Genomic DNA, 15,612 nt, shown 5'->3' with positions numbered 1-15,612 from the left:
GTCTCCACGGTCATCCGAGGATCGGCGGGCCACGCACAGGACCGTGGTACCTGTGACGCAGGGTTCGTCGCCGACCCCTTTCTTCTCTCCACGGTAACCTCTCGTGGAGGGATGAACAAAGTCGCCGACCCGTGTAGTACGATCCCGCGCCCGGCGATCCGACGGCCGCGCGCACCGACGGTGACGAGCGGCCCGGGTCAGTTCTCCAGATCGCGCCGCAGCCGGGGCACGTCGACGTCCCAGTAGCTGTGTTCGCGGCCGTCCAGCAGCACCACCGGCAGCCGGTCCCCGTACTCCGCCCGCAGGTCAGGGTCCTGCGCGGCCACCGCGTCGACGTCGACCGACTCGCAGGCCACGCCGTACTCCGCACACAGGGGAACGAGCACGCGCAGGGCGGCGTCGCACGCCCCGCATCCGGCGCGTGTCAGCAACGTCACGGTGCGTACCGGGCTGGTCATGAGTCGAGTGTCTCACCGCCTCGCGCACGCGGTTAGGGTGGATCGGCAGGACCGGGACGGCCCGCGCCCGTGGGACGACCGGTCGAGGTGGGGAGGTGCACCGTGCCCGATCAGCATGATCCGGACGACGCACATGCTGCTGTCACGCCCGATTCGGAACTCACCGAGTCGCCCGAGGTGATGGACGAGTCGCGGGAACGTCGACTCGTCGACCCGGAGGCGGCCGAGAAGCAGGTCCGTCGACGGATCCGCAATCCCCTCGGCCCCACCGCCGCCCAGATCCGCGCCAAGCTCGCCGGCGAGGCGAGCGCCGATGCCGCCATCGCGCTGCAGGCAGAGAGCGCCGAGGCCGCCGACGACCACGTCAGTACGGTTCCGCGTGATCTCACCGCCGCCGCGTTCTTCGACGTCGACAACACGATGGTGCAGGGCGCGTCGATCATCCACTTCGCCCGCGGGCTCGCGGCCCGCAAGTACTTCACGTCCAAGGACGTCTCCGAGTTCGCCTGGCAGCAGATCAAGTTCCGGGTGAGCGGCAAGGAGAACCTGGGCGACGTCAGCACCGGCCGCGAGAAGGCACTGTCCTTCGTCGAGGGCCGCTCGACCGCGGAGATCGTGCGGCTCGGCGAGGAGATCTTCGACGAGATCATCGCCGACCGCATCTGGGCCGGCACCCGTGCTCTCGCGCAGATGCACCTCGACGCCGGCCAGCAGGTGTGGCTCGTCACCGCCACCCCGGTGGAGCTGGCGTCCATCATCGCCAAACGCCTCGGCCTGACCGGCGCGTTGGGCACCGTCGCCGAGAGCAAGGACGGTGTCTTCACCGGGCGCCTCGTCGGCGACATCCTGCACGGTCGCGGCAAGGCCCACGCCGTGCGGACCCTCGCCGTGCGCGAGGGCCTCGACCTGCGACGCTGCACGGCCTACTCCGACAGCCACAACGACGTGCCGATGCTGTCCCTCGTCGGGACGGCCGTCGCGGTCAATCCCGACGCGGACCTGCGCGAGCTCGCGAAGAACCGCGGGTGGGAGATCCGCGACTTCCGCACCGGCCGCAAGGCCGCCAAGATCGGCGTCCCCACCGCTCTCGCACTCGGTGCCGTCGGCGGCGGCGTCGCCGCGGTGCTCGGCCGACGCAACGTATGAACCGACCGGCCTCCGGCCTACCCGCCACCCGACCGGCCTCCGGCCTACCTGTGAGAGCAGTCGTCATCGGTGCGGGTGTCGGCGGACTCGCCACGGCCGCCCGCCTGGCCCACCGCGGTGTCGAGACCGTCGTGCTCGAGCAGTCGCACGATCTGGGCGGGAAGCTCGGCATCGTCCGGCGGGACGGTTTCTCGTTCGACACCGGGCCGTCACTGGTCACCATGCCGCACGTGTTCGACGATCTCTTCGCGCAGACCGGTGGGCCGTCGGACCTCACGTTCGACCGGCTCCCGGTCGCGTGTCGCTACCGCTTTCCCGACGGCACCGAGCTGGACATGCCCGGTCGCGCGGAGGAGATCCCCGCCGCTCTGGACTCGGCGCTCGGAGCCGGTGCCGGTGCGCAGTGGTCCCGGTTCTCCGAGCGTGCCGAGCAGATCTGGGTCGCCACCCACGAGGCGTTCCTCGAGTCGCCCATCGGCCCCCGCGAACTGGTGTCGCTGTCGCGACGGGTGGGCGACCTCCGCACCATCAGCCCGTGGTCGTCGCTGCGTGATCTGGGTCGGCAGTACCTCACCGATCCGCGGCTCGCGATGATGCTCGACCGCTACGCCACCTACACCGGCTCGGATCCGCGGCGCGCCCCGGCGGCCCTCGCCACGGTGCCGCACGTCGAGCAGCGCTGGGGATCGTGGCACGTTCCCGGTGGGCTGCACCGCATCGCCGAGGCGATCGCCGACCGCGCGACATCGCTCGGAGCGGAGATCCGCACGGGTGTCACGGTGACCGGCGTGCGCGTCGAGAACGGACGCACCACCGGCGTCGACACCACACACGGACCCGTCGCGGCCGACATCGTCGTCGCGAACGCCGATGCCGAGCAGGTCTACCGGTCTCTGGTCCCCGCCACGCGGCGCACCGCGCTCGCCCGGCGGCGCCTCGACGCGACCACCGCGAGCCTGTCCGGCTTCGTGATCCTGCTGGCTCTGCGGGGCCGCGACGCCGACACCCCGCACCACCGGGTGCTGTTCCCGGACGACTACGACGCCGAGTTCGACGCCGTCTTCGGCACCCGCACGCGGCCGGCGCACCCCGCCGACGCCCCGACCGTCTACGTCAGCGCCCCCGACGATCCGGCTCTGCGCCCGGACGACGACACCGAGGCCTGGTTCGTCCTGGTGAACGCCGCGCGACACGGCACCGGTTCCTCGGCACTGGTCGACTGGGACGCTCCCGAACTGTCGGAGGGCTACGCCGACCGCATCCTCGACGTCATGGCGGCGCGCGGAGTGGACGTGCGCGAGCGGGTGCTGTGGCGGGAGATCATCTCGCCGGCAGATTTGATGCGCCGCACCATGACTCCGGGCGGGTCCATCTACGGAACGTCGTCCAACGGGGCGACGGCCGCGTTCCTGCGCCCCGCCAATCGCTCGCCGATCCCCGGCCTGTTCCTGGTCGGTGGATCGTCGCATCCCGGCGGCGGACTCCCGTTGGTGACGCTCTCGGCACAGATCGTCGACGAGCTGATCGCCGACGTCCTCTAGCCGAGGAAGACGTTCCGGCGACGGGTGAGCAGCCGGTAGAGCGTCTGCTGGATCGTCTCGCGCACGCGGTCGGTGACCTCGAACAGTTCCATCGGGTCGTCGGCGGCGGACGGCTCGTAGGACGTGGTCTCGATGGGCTCGCCGAACTCGATGTACCACTTCGACGGCAGCGGGACGAGACCCAGCGGACCGAAGTGCGGGAACAGCGGCGTGACCGGGAAGTACGGCATGCCGAGGACGCGTGCGAGCGTCGTCAGGTCACCGATCTTCGGGTAGATCTCCTCGGACCCGACGATCGAGCACGGGATGATGGGCGTCTGGGTGCGCAGCGCGGCGGAGACGAAGCCACCGCGGCCGAAGCGCTGCAGCTTGTAGCGCTCACTGAACGGCTTGCCGATGCCCTTGAACCCCTCCGGGAACACCGCCACGACCTCGCCGCCACGCAGCAGTCGCTCGGCGTCGGGTTGGCAGGCCAGGGTGTGGCCGGCGCGGCGCGCGATGCTGCCGACCAGCGGGGTCTCGAAGGCGAGGTCCGCGGCGAGCATGCGCAGCGCGCGGTGCTGCGGGTGGTGATCCCGCATGGCGACCGAGGCCATGAGTCCGTCGATCGGGATGACACCCGCGTGGTTCGAGACCACCAGGGCTCCGCCCTCGGCGGGTACGTTCTCGATCCCACGCACCTCGACGCGGAACCACTTCTCGAACAGCGGTCGCAACGCCGGAAGCCAGACGGAATCGGCGAAGTGGGGGTCGTAACCGAACTCGTCGACCTCGTAGTCGCCCGACAGGCGTGTCCGCAGGAAGTCCGCTCCCCCGGCGACACGGTCGACGAGCGCACGCCGTACCGACTCGACGGCCGACGGGAACTCGCCGACGTCCGGCGTCGCATGCGGTGCTGCCGTCTCGGGCAACACCAGAGGCGTCGGCACCTCGACACTCGGCACCATCGAGGGCGAGGGCGACGGGGACGCGTAGGACGAGGGGTGCCGGCCGCGGACGTCCGCCGGGTCGCTGCCGGCGCGTGGCCCACCGTCGGGCGTGGACTGCCGGAGGCGATCGAACGACTTACCGTGCAGCGGAATCACTTTGGCCACGTCGTTCACCTTCCCGCTCCGGCCGGCAACGACACGGGCGACGGGTGCACCCCGGAGGTTGCACCGCCCAACAGGCCGATGACGCGATTCTCGATCGCGTCGACCCATTCACGCCGAATCACCGGCGTCAGCGCGACTCCGCGCACGAAGTCGTCGAACGCCTGCACGGTGGTCCACCGTGGGGTGAATCCGAGGACGTTCTTCATCCGGGTGGTGTCCACCCCGCATCCGAAGTTGAAGTAGTCGAGCTGCTCCGCCGAGAAGTCGCGCATCAGCGATCCCATCACCGCCTTGCCGGTGGTGCGGAACAGTGCCATGGGCACCGGCAGCTCCACGCGGCCGGCTCGGCGGATGGCCTGCGACAGCATGATGATGCCGTCGGCCGCGATGTTGAAGGTGCCCGCGGGGCCGGCCAACGTGGCGCGTTCGAGTGCGGAGAGCGCGTCCTCCTCGTGCAGCAACTGCATGCGCGCATCGCGACCGAGAATCGACGGTGTGACCGGCGAGGTGAGGTAGCGCGAGACGGATCCGTTCAACCGGGGTCCGATCATGGGGGCGTTGCGCAGGATGCTGACGTCGATGTCCGGACGACGACGCCCCAGCCCACGGGCGTAGCCCTCGGTCTCGATGGCGTCGCGGGCGAAGCCGCCCTGCGGACGTGACCGCGCGCCCATCTCCTCGGTGAACTGCGCCGGATCCTTCGCACTGCAGCCGTACACCGCCGTCGACGAGCGCAGCACCACGTGCCGCACCGTCGGCGACTTCTGGCAGACGGCGAACAGCTGCATCGCCCCGAGCACGTTGAGGTCCTTCATCACCGTGCGGCCACCGCCGCTGGGCGGCCGGGACAGCAGCGACGCGTGCACGACGGTGTCGACGCCCGCGCTGCGGATGACCTTGCCGATCAACGGGTTACGGATGTCCGCTCGCACGAATTCGGCGCGACCCATCCGCCGGATCATGTCCTTGGTGGGTGCCACGGCATCGACGGCGACGACCCGCTCGATCGACGGGTTCTGCGCCAGTCGCATGGTGAGGTATCCGCCCAGGAATCGGCTCGCTCCCGTGACGAGCACGACGCGTGGAGCGTCGCGCCCGGTGTCGTCAGAGCTCACCAGACCCCCTCGGTTTCTCCCGTGGCCACCGCTCGCGCGGCGCCGCACACGCCATGGTGTCACGAACCCCGCGTGCGCGCTCCGGCACGAGAAGAACCGGCACGCGACACCCGCGGGACCGGATACGACAACGCCCGCGAGGACGGTCGAAACTCGATCCTCACGGGCGGAAGTCGTCGCGATCCCTAGCGGATCACTTACCCAATTTCCTGCGCTGAACGCGGGTGCGGCGAAGCAGCTTGCGGTGCTTCTTCTTCGACATGCGCTTGCGACGCTTCTTGATCACTGAACCCATGCGGGTGTCCTCGCGTTCTTTCGTCTCTGTACAGCTGCACTGCTGATACCGCTGCTGGTGCTGTTCGGTCGTCGGCGGACACGGCAGTGACGGGACTGCGCGCTCACGCGACTCAGCCCCATCATACCCAGCTCACACGACCACTCTCGACCGGCCTCCGCAGCAGCGGCGCACGCCCGAACCGTCCGATTCCGGTGAACCGTGCCGATGCCCTTCCCCGGGCATGCACCGTTCCACGTGGAACAGACGGGACGAGGCGTGCGTCAGCCTGCGTCGAAGTAGGACGTCTCCAGGTAGTCGTGCACCGCCTTCGCATGCACTCGGAACGAGCGGCCCACACGAACGGCGGGCAGCTCGCCACCGTGCACCAGGCGGTACACGGTCATCTTGGACACCCTCATCAGTGAGGCAACTTCTGCCACCGTGAGGAACTGGGTTCCGGCCACAGCCGGTTGGCCGTCGTGGGACGAGCTCTTGCTCGACCCGGACGGCTTGTTGACGGATTCCATAAATCCACATACCTCCGGCACGCCCGCGCTGCCGGCTTCCCCTCCGGCAGAACAGACACGCACGTGCTGCAGCGAGCTTAGCGGGACTCGAGTGACAAAAGCGACGGGTGGGGGGACCAATATTTATTCGACCGGTGAACCGAGAGCCGTTCCCCGCGCCTTGGCGGCGTCGATCGCGTCGAGAAGCGCAGCTCGGAAGCCCTTTCGCTCCAACTGGGCGATGGCCGCGGCCGTGGTGCCGCCGGGAGACGTCACACCGGCGCGGAGCTCCTGCGGTGACTCGTCCGAGCGATCGAGCATCGCCGCGGAGCCCACCATCGTCTGGACGACCAGTGTCGTGGCGGTGTCGCGAGGCAGTCCGAGACCCACGGCGGCGTCGATCATGGCCTCGGCCATGAGGAAGAAGTAGGCGGGTCCGGATCCGGAGACGGCGGTGACCGCGTCGATCTTGTCCTCGGACACGACGGCCGTCTTCCCGACGGTGCCGAGCAGCTTGCGCACCGTCTCGATGTGCTCCGAGCGGGCATGGCGGCCGGGGGCCAGCACGCTCATCGCCTCGCCCACCAACATCGGGGTGTTGGGCATGACACGGACGATCGGGATGCCCGCGGGCAGCTTCGGCTCGTAGCGCGACGCGGTGACGCCGGCGGCCATCGTGACGATGATCTGCTCGCGCTCCCCGTTGAGCTCGGCCTTGGACATCTGGGTGATCACCGAGTCGACGTCGTCGGGCTTCACCGCGACGACGATGACGTCGGCGCCCTCGATCGCGTCGATCACGCTGGTGGTCCGAATGCCGAACTGGGTGGCCACCGCGTCCGCGCGTGCCGGGTACTTCTCCGCCAGCACCACGTTGCCGGTGGGCAATCCGCCCTCGATCAGTCCTGCGATCAACGCCTCACCGATCCGGCCGCCGCCGATCACCGCAATTCTCGTCATGCGCTCAGCGTGCCATGCCGCGGGTGGCGATCGGCAGGGTGTCGCGGTCCCTCGGTCGGGCTCAGGTCGCGAGCGGCACCATGGCCAGCTGTCGGCTCTGCACCACCACGGCACCGGTGGAGTCGACGATGGTGTGGTCCTCCTCGAACCAGGAACCGCCGAGCACGGTGCTCGACGACTTCACGCGCAGCCAGCCGGGTGCCGGGGTGTGACGCAGGTACGTCGTGAGCTGGACCGTCGGAGCCCAGCCGAAGAGGCCGCGATTCATCGTCACGGGCGGGCAGATGTCGCCGGCCATGATGGCGAACAGCGCCGCGGTGACGGGATCGTTCTCGTCGTCGGGCCGCGGCCGGACCCACATGCGGATCTCCGCCGACCCCTGCGCGCCGGTCAGGAAGTGCGCGGCGGTGGGATCGAGACGCATGTCGCAGCCCGTGGCGACGTGGACGACGTCCGCCATCGGGTGACCGGGCGCCACTCGAGCAGCCGAGTCCGGCGGCTCGACGGCCATGTCGAGGACCGACGCCAGGGACGACTCGTGCTCCTGGTGCACGGGCGCTCCGCTGTCCGGCGTGCCGAGCGTGACCACGCTCCGCACCGCGGGACGACCGTTCTGCAGCAACACCGCGTCGACGTGCACCACGCGCCGACCACGCTTGAGCACCGTCGTCTCGACCGTCACCGGGCCGGGATCGGGCGCCGCGAGGTAGCTGGCGCTGACTGCGAGCGGAGTGAGCTCGATCGGGTCGTCGTCCAGCGCGAGACGCTGAGTGGCGGCCGCGGCACAGACACTCATCATGGCGCCGCCGTGCACCTTGGGGCCGATGGTCCACGTCGGGTCGATGCTGCCCTCGAACAGATCCGTGTCGGTGCGATCGAGTGTGGTGAGGGTGCGGAACGGGGCGTCGGTCACTGGTCGCTCGAATCTGTCGTCGGGAAGGTCGGAGGTCGGTCGGGAAGGCCGGAGGCCGGCCGGGTGAGTCGGTCGGGAAGGCCGGTCGGGGCGAAGTGCTGCTGGGCGAGATCGTGGTGCGCGAGGCGGCGCAGGGCGGTGACCACCGGTTCGTAGAGCACCGTCCCGAGGACGGCGAAGCGCACGGCGGCGCGTGGCTCGGTGTGGTCGAGCACCCGCGCCCACTCCCCCTCCGCGATCACGCGGACGGCACGGGCGTATGCGACGACGTCGTCGTCAGAGAGCGGAACGCCCGCAGCGTCGGCGGCGGCGAGGGAGTGGTCGAGCTGACGAGCCGCCGAACTGCCGGTCGGGAGATCGGCGGCGGCGTGGCCGAGCCGTTCCAGGATCCGCGAGGTACGCGGCGCCAGACCCGGGTCGAGTCCGTCGTGCCCCGCGTCGTCGAGGTAGGGCGGGAGCGCACCGAGTGCCCGGCTCATCGCGGGATGGACGTCGCCGGTCGCCTCGTCGAGGGCCGCGAGCACCGTCCTGATCCGTCCGAGAGGAAGGGAGGCGCCGGTCAGGGCCTTGATCAACCGGAGGCGGTCGAGGTGCTCGTCGGTGTACTCGGACACCGTCGCCGCGCCGACCCCGGGCATGAGGAGCCCTTCGCGGAGGTAGAACTTGATCGTGGGTCGCGGGACCCCGGACCGTTCGACCAGCTCGGACATGCGCACCGGTCGAACTCTAGACCACAGTGGATAGTGCGACTATCCGAGGGTGCGATCTTCCGAGAGTGCGGACTTCAGAGGTGAGGGACGTCAGAGGTGCTGCCGGGCGAACGCCAACGATCGTTCGAGTGCGGCCGACCGCTCGGTGGCGGTCCGCGCGTTCTGGGTGTTGATCTCGAGCACGGCCTGACCGTCGAAGCCTCGCGCGACCAGCGCCTCGCAGACCTCCGCGACCGGCTGCGTGCCGTCGCCGGGCACGAGGTGTTCGTCGACGGAGGCGCCGCGGCCGTCCGCGAGATGCAGATGCTTGAGCCCGGCGCCCATGCGCTCGGACAGCGCCACGGCATCGAGCCCGGACGTCGCGGTGTGCGAGAAGTCCAGCGTGTAGTGCTGGTGGCCCACGTCGGTCGGGTCGTAGGACGGCGCGAACGCGGTGAACCCGATGCCGGGCTTCCCGCCGCGCTTCTCGAGCCGCTTCACCGAGCCGGTGCCCGCACCGAAGAGCCGGTCCGCACGCATCGGGAACATGTTCTCGACGGCGACGACCATGCCCTCGTTGTCGGACTCGAGCTCGGCGACCTGGTCGGGAAAACCGTCGGCGTAGATGCGTTGCCACCGGAACGGCGGGTGCACCACCACGGTGGACGCGCCGAGCGCCTCGGCAGCGTGGACCGAGCGCACCAGCTTCGAGACCGGATCCGAACCCCACACCCGCTGGGTGATCAGCAGGCACGGTGCGTGCAGCGCCAGAACAGGAACGCCGTACGCGCGGCTGAGCTGCTTGATCGCACCGACGTCCTGGCTGATCGGCTCGGCCCACACCATGAGCTCGATCCCGTCGAAGCCGAGCTCCGCGGCGAAGCGGAACGCGGACTCGGTGTTCTGCGGATAGACCGAGGCCGTGGACAACCCCACCGGAACGTGCCGGCGACCGGGCGTCGTCACGTGGTGCTGAGCATGAAGGCCAGCGGGCCCAGAGTGACGAATCCGCCCACGACCACCGCCAGCAGGATCGACACGATGTCGTCGGTGCGGCGCAGCACACGCACCACGGCCACGAGTCCGACGATGACGAAGAACGCGAGGACCAGGGCGACCCAGGGCAGCATCTCCCACAGTCGCTCGAACCCCTTGAACAGGAGCGCGCCGAGCACGATAGCCACGATGCCCTGGCCGATCAGCGACAACCACTGCTTGACCGGGCTGCGGGACTTCGACGGCGCCACCGGTGCGTCCTCGACGGGTTCCGCATCGGTGGGGGTCGCGAGATCGGCGTCGTCGGCCGTGTCGGTGGCGATCGTGTCCGGGGTCTCGGAATCCTCGGTCACTGCCGGGACGATCGTGGTCACCGCGTCGTTCTCGGCCGTGACCTCGTCGGCGTCGACCTCCGGCTCGGCCGGCGTCGATCGCTGCTGCTCAGGAGTGCCGGATCGATCGGAAGCGGGACGCTCCTGCGCCGGCCGCTCGGGTGCGAGCGCACGCTCCTCGGTGGAGGCGCGCAGGCGGTCGACCGCCACGGACGGAGCGCCGGAGAACAGCGCGGGTTCGGGCCGAGCGGATCGGGCGGCACCGAACGCGGGGGTCGGGCGGGCCTGCTGCTCACGGCGGCGGTCGTCGATCCGGGGCGTGGTCCGTGTGGGCTCGGGTGCCGGGGCGGGCCGCTCGGGCTCGGCGTCGCGGGTCGACTCCTCGGCCTCGGCCTGCCGCGGCTGGTCCTGCGGCGACTCGGTCTCGGGCGACGCGTCGGTCTCGTCGTCGGGCGCCTCGGCCGGGGTCTCGTCGCGGACGATCGGGATCTCGCCGGTCAGCTCGGCGACGGAGATCCCGCCAGCCATGCCGCGTCGACGTCGACCGCCACCGGACTGCGTGTCCACCTTGGCGCCGTTGCGCGCGAGCAGTTCCGCCACCGACACCTGTCCGGTGTCGGCCGCGCCACTTCCGTTGTTGTCGTCACTCATGTCTCTCGAGTCTCCACCACATCGCCGAACGTCTCCGTGTCCAGCTTGCGCAGGATCAATCCCTCACGCAGCGCCCACGGACAGATCTCCAACGAATCGATCGACAGCGCGCGCATGCTCGCCTCGGCGACCAGTGCTCCGGCCACCATCTGTCGTGATCGATCCGCGCTCACGCCTTCCAATTCTGCACGGTCCGCCGAGGTCATCCTCGAGATGAACGAGATGACCTGACGCAGACCGTCGGCCGTCAGGGTCCTGACGACACGGGGGCCGGCAGCCGACGGAGCGGCGCCGGTCAATCGAGCCAACGAGCGGAACGTCTTCGACGTTCCCACCGCCCGGTCGGGCAGCCCCGGCTCGAGCAGCTTCTTCGCCGGTTCGACGAGTTCCGCGTCGAGCCAGTCACGCAGCACGGCGACCCGCCGCTTGCCGGGAGGATCCTCGGCCAGCCAGTCGCGCGTCAGTCGGCCGGCCCCGAGGGGAAGCGACATCGCCACGTCCGGGTTCTCGTCGATCCCGGTGCTGAGCTCGAGGGATCCGCCGCCGATGTCGAGGTCGAGGATGCGCCCGGCACTCCAGCCGTACCACCGACGCACGGCCAGGAACGTCAGTCGCGACTCGTCCTCGCCGGAGAGAACCTGCAGGCTCACGCCGGTCTCGTCACGCACTCGGTTCAGCACGGCGGTCGAGTTGCGTGCGTCGCGGACGGCCGACGTGGCGAAGGCCATGAGCTCGCCGCAGCCCGACGATGTGGCGATCGACGAGAAGTCGGCGACCGTCCGCACCAGTCGATCGGAGCCGGACTGGGTGATGTCACCGGCGTCGTCGGTGTTCTCCGCCAGGCGCAGGGCAGCCTTGGTGGAGCTCATCGGTGTCGGGTGACCGCCGCGGTGAGCGTCGACCACGAGCAGATGAACTGTGTTGCTTCCGACGTCGAGCACCCCTAACCGCACAGGGAACACCGTACTGGGTCTAGCGTCGTGGCTTGTGACACGTGCTGAGAAGGCGGGTAGGCCGGAGGCCGGCCGGGCCGCAAAGCAGACGACGAGCGTGGGCGACGAGGCCGGACGGCGGTCTGGCGAGGCCACCGGACGGCCCGCGGACGTGCTGGAACCCGCGGCGACCCACAAACTCGATCCCGCACCCGAGGTGGCGCCGGACTTCCCGCGCGAGTGGGTCGAGTTCGTCGATCCGACCAACCCCGAGCACGTCGTCCGCGCGGATCTGACGTGGTTGCTGTCGAGTTGGACGTGCGTCTTCGGAACCCCCGCGTGCCAGGGAACGGTCCCCGATCGGCCCGACGACGGGTGCTGCTCGCACGGGGCGTTCCTGTCGGACGACGACGACCACGCCAAGCTCGTCGCCTCCGTCGAGATGCTCACGCCGGACGACTGGCAGTTCTTCGACAAGGGGCACGGCAAGAAGGGCTTCGTGGAGGTCGACGACCTCGAGGGCGAGCAGGCGCTGCGCACCCGCAAGTACAAGGGTGCGTGCATCTTCCTCAACCGACCGGGCTTCGAGGGCGGCATCGGGTGCGCACTGCACCGGATGGCGCTGCGCACCGGCGTCGAACCCCTCGAGGTGAAGCCCGACGTCTGCTGGCAGCTGCCCATCCGCCGCACCCAGGACTGGGTGACCCGCCCCGACGGTGTCGAGATCCTGCAGACCGTCGTCGGCGAGTACGACCGACGCGGCTGGGGTGAGGGCGGCGCCGACCTCAGTTGGTACTGCACCGCCTCCCCCGACGCACACGTCGGCTCGAAGGCGGTCTGGCAGTCGTACGCGCCAGAGCTGACGGAGCTGCTCGGCAAGGACGTCTACACCGAACTCGCCGCGCTGTGTCGGCGTCGGCAAGGCTTGGGATTGATCGCCGTGCACCCCGCGACCCGCGAGGCTCAGCGCACGTAGTCCCGTCAATGCCCCGCGAGTACGTCGAAAGTGCCGTGATCTCGGCGCTCGCCGCAGCACTTTCGACGTACTCGCCGGGGCTTGGTCACGCTTCATCCACAGGCACCCCGTCATCCCCACGGCACTGGCGAGTTGCTCGATCGACGCGGCGCCTGTCGGTGCAGCTCGTGACGGTCTGCGCCATGGACCCCACACTCGTCGACGCAATGAGAGCCAACGGCGGCTTCCTGCACACGACCGATCTCCTCCGACGCATGTCCCCGAGCCGCGTGCGGTGGCTGGTGCACACTCGTCAGCTGACCCGCGTACGGCACGGGCTGTACGCGGTCGGAACGCTCCCTGTCTCGGCGCGACTCGACGCTCTGAGCATCGAGCTCGGAACGCGGGTCGCCGCATCCATGGACACGGCGGCGGCGATGCACGGTTTCGATCTCGACCAGACGCAGCAATTACATGTGGTGGAGCCGGACGATCGGCGCATCGAGAGCAGACCAGGGGTAGTGGTGCATCAGCGGCGGGGTGCGCCGCTGGTGGCGGTCGGCACGCGATTGGTCGTGGAGCCGGCCTGGACTGCTGTCGAGGTCGCACGGCAACGTGCCCCTGGTCGCGCGCTCGCCGTTCTCGACGCCGCGGCCCGGGTGGGCTGCGAACCCGGATCGCTGGAACGAGCAGTCGATGCGCAACGGGGGCGGCGGGGCATCGTCGAGGTCCGCCGTCTGGCACCGCTCGTCGGTCGAAGATCCGGCTCACCGATGGAGTCGGAGACCCGCCTGGTGCTGCACGACGGCCACCTTCCGGCACCCGAGTTGCAGTGGAACGTGATGCACGGACTCGGCATCTTCTATCTCGACCTCGCTTGGCCAGCACGACGATTCGCGGTGGAATACGACGGCGGCGAATTCCACGGAACGCCCGAGAGTGTGCGACGCGACAAGGCGCGCCTTGCACTGCTCGCAGACGAGGGTTGGCGAGTTCTGCAGATCACGTCGGACGATGTACGGCGCGAACCCGATGTCCTGGTCGGTCGTGTCCGCCGGCTACTCGCCGCCTGATGTCCGCGAATACGCCGAAAGTGTCGTGATCAACGGATCCGCAGCGACACTTTCGACGTACTCGCCGAAACCGAACGGCCTCACTCCTCGAGCTTGTACCCCAGTCCACGCACCGTGACGAGGTGCACGGGCTTCGCGGGGTCCGCCTCGATCTTCGAGCGCAACCGCTTGACGTGGACGTCCAGCGTCTTCGTGTCGCCCACGTAGTCGGCGCCCCACACGCGGTCGATCAACTGTCCGCGGGTGAGCACTCGACCGGAGTTGCGGAGCAGGTACTCCAGCAGGTCGAACTCCTTGAGCGGCAACGTGATCTGCTGCCCGCCGACCATGACGACGTGGCGCTCCACGTCCATGCGTACCGGTCCGGCCTCGAGGATGCTGTTGTCGTCGATCTCCTCGGTGTCGGATCCACGGCGCAGGACCGCACGGATGCGCGCGATGAGTTCACGGGACGAGTACGGCTTGGTGACGTAGTCGTCGGCACCCAGTTCGAGTCCGACCACCTTGTCGATCTCGCTGTCGCGCGCGGTGACCATGATGACCGGCACACCGGAGCGGCTGCGCAGGTGCTTGCACACGTCGGTGCCGCTCATGCCCGGCAGCATGAGGTCGAGCAGGACGATGTCCGCTCCCACGCGATCGAACTCGGCGAGGGCGGAGGGGCCGTCGCCGACGACGGTCGCGTCGAACCCTTCCTTGCGGAGCAGGAACGCCAGCGGGTCGGCCAACGATTCTTCGTCTTCGACGATGAGCACGCTCGTCATGGGGTGTCCTTCTCGGTCATGACGGCTCGCCGTCGTCTTCGATGTGAGCAGGAATGAGGAGCGTGAAGGTCGAGCCCGTCCCGGGCTTGCTCCACAGCTCGATGCGGCCGTTGTGGTTGGCGGCGACGTGCTTGGCGATGGCCAGTCCCAGACCGGTACCGCCGGTGGCCCGCGACCGCGCCTTGTCGACGCGGAAGAAGCGCTCGAACACGCGCTCCTGGTCCTCCTTGGCGATGCCGATGCCGCGGTCGGTGACCGAGAAGGCCACCATGCTCTGTGGGCCCGTCGCATCCTCGTCACGCAGGGACCGCGTCACCGACACGGGAGACCCCTTCGGGGAGTACGCGATGGCGTTCTCGACGAGGTTGGACAGTGCGGTGACCAGCAGGGTCTGATCGCCGAGCACCTCGAGTCCGCTCGGTCGGTCAGTCGTGACGACGATGCCCGTGGCCTCGGCCTTGAGGGCCGAACGCGAGAGCGCGCTCTTGACCACGGTGTCGACGTCGACGACGTCGAGATCGGGGAGCTTCTCGGCACCCTGCAGCCGGGACAGCGAGATGAGTTCGCTGACCATGTTGCCCAGGCGCGTGGACTCGTCGAGCATCCGCTCACCGAAGCGCTGCACCGACTCGGGATCGTCGCGCGACTGCAGCAGCGCCTCGGCCAGCAGGCTGATGGCGCCGACGGGGGTCTTGAGTTCGTGGCTGACGTTCGCGACGAAGTCCCGCCGCGTGGCCTCCATGCGGACCTGCTCGGAGTCGTCGTCGGCGAACAGGACGACGAACCGGCGATCCTCCTGGGAGAGCAGCTGCGCGTGCCCCTTCACGGCGATGCCGGCGCGCCCGCGGGCGTCGAGAACCGTGAGGTCGACCTCGACGTGGTCACCGGTCTCGAGGACCCTGGTGGCGGCCTTCCAGGCCCGATCGTCGAGCGACCGACCGCGGACGAGACCGAGCTCCTCGGCGCGCGGATTGAACAGCACGACGTCGTGGAACTGGTCGACGACGGCGATACCGCTGTGCGCGGCCAGCACGATGAGGTCGAGGACCTGGGACATCGTCAGCCCGTTGTCGCGGGTCTGACGCAGGATGTGGCGGGAGTTCAGATACGGGATCAGCACTCCACCGACGAGGTACCCACCGAACGCCGCGACGGCGGCGATCAGTACGACGGTCGGAGTGGTCACGGGCCGATCGTACGGTCACACGAC

General features: G+C 69.4%; 17 protein-coding genes. 4 read left to right on the top strand and 13 right to left on the bottom strand.

Annotated features, from left to right (window positions below):
• Window positions 1-197: 197 nt before the first annotated feature.
• Window positions 198-458, bottom strand: coding sequence for a glutaredoxin family protein (locus QRN16_RS00835; RefSeq protein ID WP_027504505.1), 261 nt, complete (start codon window positions 456-458; stop codon window positions 198-200).
• Between the two features lie 180 nt (window positions 459-638).
• Between QRN16_RS00835 and QRN16_RS00830 the strand changes: the two genes are divergently transcribed.
• Window positions 639-1,604, top strand: coding sequence for an HAD family hydrolase (locus QRN16_RS00830; protein WP_222631034.1), 966 nt, complete (start codon window positions 639-641; stop codon window positions 1,602-1,604).
• 50 nt (window positions 1,605-1,654) lie between these two features.
• Window positions 1,655-3,145 (top strand): phytoene desaturase family protein, encoded by a 1,491-nt coding sequence (locus tag QRN16_RS00825; protein WP_285184327.1) that lies wholly within the window; start codon window positions 1,655-1,657, stop codon window positions 3,143-3,145.
• Here the strand turns inward: QRN16_RS00825 and QRN16_RS00820 are convergent.
• The 10 genes from QRN16_RS00820 to QRN16_RS00775 all read right to left on the bottom strand — a co-directional run bounded on the left by QRN16_RS00820 (window position 3,142) and on the right by QRN16_RS00775 (window position 11,631).
• A complete protein-coding gene (locus QRN16_RS00820) occupies window positions 3,142-4,248 on the bottom strand; it encodes a lysophospholipid acyltransferase family protein (RefSeq protein WP_285184326.1) in 1,107 nt (368 codons plus the stop codon). The two genes, QRN16_RS00825 and QRN16_RS00820, sit on opposite strands and share 4 nt — an antisense overlap.
• Complete coding sequence (locus QRN16_RS00815; RefSeq protein WP_261769952.1) at window positions 4,245-5,357, bottom strand: NAD-dependent epimerase/dehydratase family protein; 1,113 nt, start codon at window positions 5,355-5,357, stop codon at window positions 4,245-4,247. The genes QRN16_RS00820 and QRN16_RS00815 overlap by 4 nt, the downstream gene beginning before the upstream one ends.
• A gap of 190 nt (window positions 5,358-5,547) precedes the next feature.
• Window positions 5,548-5,649 carry a 30S ribosomal protein bS22 gene (locus QRN16_RS00810; RefSeq protein ID WP_003402602.1) on the bottom strand — a complete coding sequence of 34 codons (102 nt, stop codon included), beginning with the start codon at window positions 5,647-5,649 and terminating at the stop codon, window positions 5,548-5,550.
• Window positions 5,650-5,912: 263 nt separating this feature from the next.
• Window positions 5,913-6,158: a helix-turn-helix domain-containing protein gene (locus QRN16_RS00805; RefSeq protein WP_027504502.1), complete on the bottom strand. Its 246-nt coding sequence runs from the start codon at window positions 6,156-6,158 to the stop codon at window positions 5,913-5,915.
• 123 nt (window positions 6,159-6,281) lie between these two features.
• Window positions 6,282-7,097 (bottom strand): pyrroline-5-carboxylate reductase, encoded by an 816-nt coding sequence (gene proC, locus QRN16_RS00800; RefSeq protein WP_056441616.1) that lies wholly within the window; start codon window positions 7,095-7,097, stop codon window positions 6,282-6,284.
• A gap of 61 nt (window positions 7,098-7,158) precedes the next feature.
• A complete protein-coding gene (locus QRN16_RS00795) occupies window positions 7,159-8,010 on the bottom strand; it encodes a thioesterase family protein (RefSeq protein WP_027504500.1) in 852 nt (283 codons plus the stop codon).
• Window positions 8,007-8,720 carry a MerR family transcriptional regulator gene (locus QRN16_RS00790; RefSeq protein WP_285184675.1) on the bottom strand — a complete coding sequence of 238 codons (714 nt, stop codon included), beginning with the start codon at window positions 8,718-8,720 and terminating at the stop codon, window positions 8,007-8,009. The genes QRN16_RS00795 and QRN16_RS00790 overlap by 4 nt, the downstream gene beginning before the upstream one ends.
• Window positions 8,721-8,810: 90 nt before the next feature.
• Window positions 8,811-9,665 carry a sugar phosphate isomerase/epimerase family protein gene (locus QRN16_RS00785; RefSeq protein ID WP_285184324.1) on the bottom strand — a complete coding sequence of 285 codons (855 nt, stop codon included), beginning with the start codon at window positions 9,663-9,665 and terminating at the stop codon, window positions 8,811-8,813.
• Complete coding sequence (locus QRN16_RS00780) at window positions 9,662-10,678, bottom strand: Rv0497 family membrane protein (protein WP_285184323.1); 1,017 nt, start codon at window positions 10,676-10,678, stop codon at window positions 9,662-9,664. The genes QRN16_RS00785 and QRN16_RS00780 overlap by 4 nt, the downstream gene beginning before the upstream one ends.
• Entirely contained in the window at window positions 10,675-11,631 is a 957-nt protein-coding gene (locus tag QRN16_RS00775) for a Ppx/GppA family phosphatase (RefSeq protein ID WP_027504497.1), read from the bottom strand. Before QRN16_RS00775 ends, QRN16_RS00780 begins: the two co-directional genes overlap by 4 nt.
• Window positions 11,632-11,785: 154 nt before the next feature.
• Here QRN16_RS00775 and QRN16_RS00770 point away from each other — a divergent pair, with 154 nt between their 5' ends.
• Window positions 11,786-12,586: a DUF3109 family protein gene (locus QRN16_RS00770; RefSeq protein ID WP_027504496.1), complete on the top strand. Its 801-nt coding sequence runs from the start codon at window positions 11,786-11,788 to the stop codon at window positions 12,584-12,586.
• 182 nt (window positions 12,587-12,768) lie between these two features.
• The gene (locus tag QRN16_RS00765; protein WP_285184322.1) at window positions 12,769-13,638 is read left to right on the top strand and encodes a type IV toxin-antitoxin system AbiEi family antitoxin; all 870 of its coding nucleotides are present in this window, start codon (window positions 12,769-12,771) and stop codon (window positions 13,636-13,638) included.
• Window positions 13,639-13,718: 80 nt separating this feature from the next.
• Here QRN16_RS00765 and QRN16_RS00760 read toward each other — a convergent pair whose 3' ends face one another.
• A complete protein-coding gene (locus tag QRN16_RS00760; RefSeq protein WP_042576719.1) occupies window positions 13,719-14,402 on the bottom strand; it encodes a winged helix-turn-helix domain-containing protein in 684 nt (227 codons plus the stop codon).
• A gap of 16 nt (window positions 14,403-14,418) precedes the next feature.
• Window positions 14,419-15,588 (bottom strand): sensor histidine kinase, encoded by a 1,170-nt coding sequence (locus QRN16_RS00755; RefSeq protein ID WP_285184320.1) that lies wholly within the window; start codon window positions 15,586-15,588, stop codon window positions 14,419-14,421.
• Window positions 15,589-15,612: the final 24 nt, after the last annotated feature.

Origin of the sequence: Rhodococcus sp. MEB041 (genome assembly GCF_030208955.1) — a bacterium.
Taxonomy (GTDB): Bacteria; Actinomycetota; Actinomycetes; order Mycobacteriales; family Mycobacteriaceae; genus Rhodococcoides.
This window is presented reverse-complemented; position numbering and strand designations above follow the sequence as displayed.